The sequence below is a fragment of the Mesorhizobium sp. M4A.F.Ca.ET.022.05.2.1 genome, assembly GCF_003998845.1.
Lineage (GTDB): Bacteria > Pseudomonadota > Alphaproteobacteria > Rhizobiales > Rhizobiaceae > Mesorhizobium.
Genome location: NZ_RZOJ01000384.1, coordinates 1 through 5,735 on the forward strand (window position 1 = coordinate 1; position 5,735 = coordinate 5,735).

At 63.9% G+C, this 5,735-nt stretch carries 9 protein-coding genes and 2 pseudogenes; 10 read left to right on the top strand and 1 reads right to left on the bottom strand.

The features are described from left to right. Positions 1–4 precede the first annotated feature (4 nt). Positions 5–367, top strand: coding sequence for a hypothetical protein (locus EN745_RS28260; RefSeq protein ID WP_126055209.1), 363 nt, complete (start codon positions 5–7; stop codon positions 365–367). A gap of 148 nt (positions 368–515) precedes the next feature. On the opposite strand, the gene EN745_RS28270 is transcribed toward EN745_RS28260, so the two are convergent. Next, positions 516–1,370: a hypothetical protein gene (locus EN745_RS28270; RefSeq protein ID WP_126055207.1), complete on the bottom strand. Its 855-nt coding sequence runs from the start codon at positions 1,368–1,370 to the stop codon at positions 516–518. A 78-nt stretch (positions 1,371–1,448) separates the two neighbouring features. On the opposite strand from EN745_RS28270, the gene EN745_RS28275 reads away from it, so the two are divergent. The 9 genes and pseudogenes from EN745_RS28275 to msrA all read left to right on the top strand — a co-directional run bounded on the left by EN745_RS28275 (position 1,449) and on the right by msrA (position 5,685). Continuing rightward, on the top strand, positions 1,449–1,682 hold the full coding sequence (locus EN745_RS28275) for a hypothetical protein (RefSeq protein ID WP_126055206.1): 234 nt from the start codon (positions 1,449–1,451) through the stop codon (positions 1,680–1,682). A gap of 32 nt (positions 1,683–1,714) precedes the next feature. Then, positions 1,715–2,482, top strand: a pseudogene (locus EN745_RS37685) (terminase family protein); the annotation flags it as partial. A gap of 6 nt (positions 2,483–2,488) precedes the next feature. Continuing rightward, positions 2,489–2,980 (top strand): annotated as a pseudogene (locus EN745_RS37690) (glycosyl hydrolase 108 family protein); the annotation flags it as partial. Next, the gene (locus EN745_RS28285; protein WP_127422769.1) at positions 2,977–3,180 is read left to right on the top strand and encodes a hypothetical protein; all 204 of its coding nucleotides are present in this window, start codon (positions 2,977–2,979) and stop codon (positions 3,178–3,180) included. The pseudogene EN745_RS37690 and the gene EN745_RS28285, both read left to right, overlap by 4 nt. A 103-nt stretch (positions 3,181–3,283) precedes the next feature. Next, positions 3,284–3,523 carry an ABC transporter permease gene (locus EN745_RS28290; RefSeq protein ID WP_126055203.1) on the top strand — a complete coding sequence of 80 codons (240 nt, stop codon included), beginning with the start codon at positions 3,284–3,286 and terminating at the stop codon, positions 3,521–3,523. Next, entirely contained in the window at positions 3,508–3,702 is a 195-nt protein-coding gene (locus tag EN745_RS28295; protein ID WP_127422770.1) for a hypothetical protein, read from the top strand. The genes EN745_RS28290 and EN745_RS28295 overlap by 16 nt, the downstream gene beginning before the upstream one ends. Beyond that, entirely contained in the window at positions 3,702–4,025 is a 324-nt protein-coding gene (locus EN745_RS28300; protein WP_126059120.1) for a hypothetical protein, read from the top strand. Before EN745_RS28295 ends, EN745_RS28300 begins: the two co-directional genes overlap by 1 nt. 113 nt (positions 4,026–4,138) lie before the next feature. Continuing rightward, positions 4,139–5,038 (top strand): ankyrin repeat domain-containing protein, encoded by a 900-nt coding sequence (locus tag EN745_RS28305; protein ID WP_245487861.1) that lies wholly within the window; start codon positions 4,139–4,141, stop codon positions 5,036–5,038. Positions 5,039–5,166: 128 nt separating this feature from the next. After that, complete coding sequence (gene msrA / locus EN745_RS28310) at positions 5,167–5,685, top strand: peptide-methionine (S)-S-oxide reductase MsrA (protein WP_126055201.1); 519 nt, start codon at positions 5,167–5,169, stop codon at positions 5,683–5,685. Positions 5,686–5,735: the final 50 nt, after the last annotated feature.

Below are 5,735 nucleotides of genomic sequence, written 5' to 3' on the forward strand. Positions count from 1 at the left end.
TCCCATGGCTGACGCGCCGTCGCGTTCGCGCCGGGCGCGGAAACCGGCAGGCGTTCCCGTCCGCCCGAAGCGGGCGAAAAAGACCATCGGCGATGATTTCGCCGCCGCGCTGCGCCAGGATTTCCGTGACCATGGCGCCGGCGTCATCGCCAAGGTCAGGGCGGAAAAGCCCGACCAGTATCTGAAGATCGTGCTGTCGGTGCTGCCCGGCCCGAAGGATTCTGATGCCCACACCAACACTCTGGACACACTGAGCGATGAGGAGATCCGCGCCCGCATCCGCGCCCTCGAAGCGATCGTCAGGCCGTTCCTTGGGGACGGAGTATCTGGCGCTGCTGACGGAGCTGGAGCGCCGGCGCCGCGCTAACCATTTGGCCGCTTACCGGCCCTATCCCAGGCAGGCGCAGTTCCATGCCGCGGGCGCTGAATCACAGCCAATCTCCCCCCTTGTGGGGGAGATGCCCGGTAGGGGGAGATCAGCAGCTTCGGCGCTCGCGCCTAGCGGGGGTCGAGCGTCACCTTCGCTGCCCATTTGATCGGGGGCTAGTCCGGGTAGCTGCCGGCAATGATGAATGCCAGACCGCATGCTGCGATATCTGCTTGTGCTCGAAGCAATCCGTCGCCAGCTTGCTGATTTCTGAATCGGCAGACGCCTGCGCCCATTCGACATAGGCGTCAACGACCACAAACCTCGCCCGACCGGCCAACCCGAGGCCGTAGCGCCGCACCACCGGCTCGGCATGATCCAGCATCGCACGGATCGTGCCTGACGTATCGTTCCGCCACTGCTCGCAAATACCCGCTATCGCCGAAAACGGCGTTTGCGGCCTGAGCGATGCGGCGCGCTGGCGGGCGAACTTCAACTGCCAGTCCTTGGCAAAGCGCACGAATTGGATAGCTCCCATGCGCACCCCCTCATGCTCATCTGCAAGAGCAAACAGGGCTTGCGCCAGATGGTCGCCGTCGCCACGCGTGCTGCATCGCAGGATGGACTCTACGGCATCGAAGCGCGTGCGCGGGTTATCATCTGCCAGCAACGCTGCCAGTTCGCCCACCATCGAACTTATGTTCTGGTTTTGAAACGTGGCAAGAAACGCGCCTGTCGCTCGCGTCCGGGCATTGCCCGAAGTGAGCAGGAGACGCAGGCTTTCCAACGGAACCGTCTTGCCAAGCTCACCGAGAAAGTCGTTGGCCAGCGTGCCGTCGTCGTCATCGGAAGGCGACAGCAGCCGCTGCAGCATCTCCTGACCTGTCACGGCATTTCTCGGTTTGCCGAGCGGCAGCAGGAACTTGCCGCCTTCGCTGAAGAAAAGATGAGCGGTCTCGCTGTCCTCGGCGGACAGGCGCATCGCCTCGAATAAGTCTGTCATGGCAAAGAGTGGCTTTCCCACCCGCGTAGAGGAGAGGCCGCGCGCAATGCACCGGCCCAACGCGCATCGGTGTTCCCGATGCGGGGCAAGACCTACTGCATAAAACCGAAGATGAAAAGACGAGCGGGCGCAGTTTTGCTGTCGGTTCCGGTATCGCCAGGCGGGGCGCTGGCGCGTGAAACGCAACTCCCCCTCACTCCACTTCCTGCGCCACCCAGGGCATCCGCCATCGTGACCTTCACGCTCGGGATGAGTGATGTGGTGCTGAGGTTTTTGAGCGCAGCGGAAGTTGAGCGGATGGGCAAGGGATGAGGCGCCCACTTCCCTTCTCCCCGTTGTTCGCGATGTCCCCAGTCCAAACACCCGTGTGGGAGAAGGTGGCCTCGCGAAGCGAGGTCGGGGTGTTCCAGCTTGACGCCGGCGGCCGCAAAATCACTGCCGCCGTGTTCCTTCGCGCACCCCTCATCCGTCTCGGCGCCGCGCGCCGATCCACCTTCTCCCACAAGGGGAGAAGGGAAAGGGCCACCATGTCCCGACACGTCACCTTCATGACCATCGACGATGCCGGGCACTACACGCCTGCCGAACGCGCGGCGATCGTTGCCGCCTATCCCGCGCATGAGCGCGAGGCGCGCGCCAAGGGCATTCCGGTGCTGGGCTCGGGCCGCATCTTTCCGGTGCCGGAGGAACTGATTGCCTGCGAGCCGTTCCGGCTGCCGCGCTGGTGGCCGCGCATCGGCGCGCTCGATTTCGGCTGGGACCATCCTTCGGCCGCGGTCGAGCTCGCCTGGGATACCGAGGCCGACGTCGTCTACGTCACCAAGGCCTCCCGCGCCGCGCAGCAGACGCCGGCGATGCAGGCGCTCGCCCTGAAACCGTGGGGCGAATGGCTGCCCTTCACCTGGCCGCGCGACGGCCGCCGCGAAACGCTGGAAGGCGCCGGCGTGGCGCTCGCAAAACAATATGCCGCGCATGGGCTGAACATGCTCGCCAGCCACGCCCGCTTCGCCGACGGCTCGGTCTCGGTCGAGGCCGGGCTGATGGAGATGCTCGACCGCATGCAATCCGGCCGCTTCAAGGTGTTTTCGACGCTGCTCGCCTGGTTCGAGGAATTTCGCCTCTACCGGCGCTTCTATTGGGATGCCGTGGCCGGCGCCGAACTTCCCGCCGGCGTCGACTATGCCGTGTTCGACTTCGCGGTGAACAGCGGCCCGGCCAGGGCGGCGAACTACCTTCAGGCGATCGTCGGCGTCACACAGGACGGGCGCATCGGTCCGGCGACGCTCGGCGCCGCCAGGGCCCGGCCCGCCGGCGTTGTCATCGACGCACTTTGCGACGCACGCCTGGCGTTCCTCAAGCGGCTGCCAACATGGCCGACCTTCGGCAGGGGCTGGAGCGGGCGGGTCGGATTCGTGCGCGCCGAGGCGCTGCTGCTGTCGGCGGTTGAGCCGGCTCCGCCGGCGCCAGCGCCTGGGCAAGGCCCATCGGTACCTTCGGCTGAAGCTGCCCATCCGGAGGTTGCGCCTGATCCGGCCGTGCCTGCCGGCAATGCATTCTGGCGGCTGTTGCTCGCCATCTTCAAAACCATCCTTGGAGGCAAGAGATCATGATTGCCGTCATCATCCGCATCGCGCTGCGCTATGGCGCGGCCGTCCTCGTGGCGCGCGGCCTGCTCGGCGCCGGCGACGCCGCCGCCCTGTCTGGCGATCCTGACATCCAGATGGCGCTCGAGGCCGGCATCGGCCTGGCGATCGGCCTCGGCACCGAAGCCTGGCATGTGCTCGCCCGCAAGTTCAACTGGCAGAGATGAGGGGCAAAATGGTCGAGGTCTTCACCGAGCTCGTGCGCCAGGCGCTGCCCTGGATGGCAGGCGCGCTCCTCATCGTTGCGGCACTTGTCGTGTGGTGGCTGTCATGACGGCGCTGCTTTCCTCACTGCTCGGCAACCCGACGTTCCTTGGCCTGCTGGCCTCGGTGGTGGCAGCCCTCGGCTGGGGCGTCCGCCAGCGGCTCGCCGGCGCCGGTGCGGAACGCGCTCGGCAGGCCAAGGCCGAGGCTGCCGCCGGCGCGCTCGCCGACCAGGTCGACAATGATATCGGCGCGCTGCGCGCGGGCGCGGCCAGCAAGGAGCTGAAAACATGGGCAAGGGATTGATCCTCGTGCTGCCGCTGCTCGTCGCGGCCGGATGCACCACAGCCAAGGGAAGCTTCTGCGCCGTCTCAAGGCCGGTACGCCTCTCCCTCAAAGCGGTCGACGCACTGTCGGACCAGGAGGCGAGGGCGCTGCTTGCGCACAACCGCAAGGGTCAGGAACTCTGCGGCTGGAGGCCATGATGCACGATCTGTTCGATCTCCTGGGCATCAAAGGCCCGGTGGTGGCGGCCGGGTTGGCTGGTGGTGCGCTCCGGGCCCTGTCGCGCCATCGCTACAAACTGCGCGAAATGATCGCTTCGCCGATCTGCGGCGCGCTCGCCGCCGCCTATCTGACGCTGCCGGCCGTCGCCTGGTTCAAGGCAAGTGGCCTGCCGATCCCCGATCCAGCCGACGACACCACGACGCTCGCCGCCGCTTTCCTCATTGGCGTCTCGGCGATGTGGATTTCGGACATCGTGTTCGAGGTCGTCGTGCGGAAATTCAAGCCGACAAACGAGGAGTGACCTGCCGCGCATCCTTGGTCTTTGAATGAGCATCTGCTAATGTTCGTTTTTGTGCATGGAGCCGCAATGCGAGCCAAACCTGTGCGCTTTTTCCGAGCAGCGAGAGGGTAACCATGACCAAGCGGAGACGCATGTGGGCGATAAGGGCTACGTTGGTGCTTGGGCTTTTTACGCTGCCCGCCCAGGCGAGCAACCTGGGTGATCTTGTCAGGAATGGCGACGTCGCAGCGGTGACTTCCGCATTGGATAAGGGTGCCGCCATCAACGAAATTGACGGTGTCACGGCGCTCTATATCGCCTGCGAAGCCGGAAACATCGAGTTGGCAAAACTTCTGATAAGTCGTGGGGCCGACGTTAGCCTGCTCGTCAGTTGGCAAAGAACGCCACTCTATGCCGCCAACAAGGGTGGGCACGCTGACATCGTGAAGCTGTTGCTCGACAATGGGGCCGATCCAAATCAGGTGGCGAAATCGCAGACGCCGCTGCACGTGGCTGCCGAGAATGGCTGCCTTCAGTGCGTCATCCATCTCGTGGACGCTGGAGCAGATGTCAACGCACTGACATCGAATGGCAGTCCACCCATACATTTGGCGAAGCTCAGCGGTCACGAAGACGTCGTCGCCTACTTGCGCAGTCATGGCGCAGGACGACCGGCCATTGCGCCGATTTCGGCACGGCTTGCATCGGCAAACGCTGAATCGGGCAAAGAACTTTTCGGAAAGACGTGCGGGACTTGTCATCTTGCAGTGCCGGGGGTCAAGAATCCCAAGCCCAATCTGTGGGGCATCGTAGGGCGGCGGAAGGCTTCGCAAGGCGATGTCGAGTATTCGTCGAGTCTGAAGGATGCTGGTGGCGATTGGACTTTTGAGGAACTCAATTTGTTTATCTCCAATCCCGCGCTCACTCTGCCTGGAACAGATATGCTTTTCCCGGGTCTGCAGGACGAGAAGCAGCGAGCAGACCTCATCGCTTACCTGCGGACCTTGAGTGACGCACCGTTGCCGCTTCCCTAGAATTGAAACTTGATGTCCTCCCGTCCTCAATCCAGGCGGCTGTTGTACTCGCGGTTCCCGAACGCTTGAGCCGCTGGACGAAGAGCGTCACAATCCCCATCTATGGAGAAATCCAACGGAGATGTGACATGGCGACTTCCACCGAACGCGCGGTGCTTGCCGGCGGCTGCTTTTGGGGCATGCAGGATTTGATCCGGCGCTTTCCGGGCGTCGTCTCGACCCGCGTCGGCTACAGCGGCGGCGACGTGCCCAACGCCACTTACCGCAACCACGGCACCCATGCCGAGGCCATCGAGATCATTTTCGATCCCGCCAGGCTGAGCTACCGCACGCTGCTCGAATTCTTTTTCCAGATCCACGACCCGACGACCAGCAACCGTCAGGGCAACGATGTCGGCATGAGCTATCGCTCGGCAATCTACTACACCAGCGACGACCAGAAGCGGGTCGCCGAGGACACCATTGCCGATGTCGATGCCTCTCACCTGTGGCCGGGCAAGGTCGTCACCGAGGTTGCGCCGGTCGGCCCATTCTGGCAGGCCGAGCCCGAGCATCAGGACTATCTGGAGAGATATCCGAACGGCTACACCTGCCATTTCGTCAGGCCGGGCTGGAAGCTCCCGGTTCGCGAAAGGGCCGCTTCATAAGCCAGATCGGTCGCTCGGCAAATTTTCCCCCTGCGCTGGAACATTAGCAT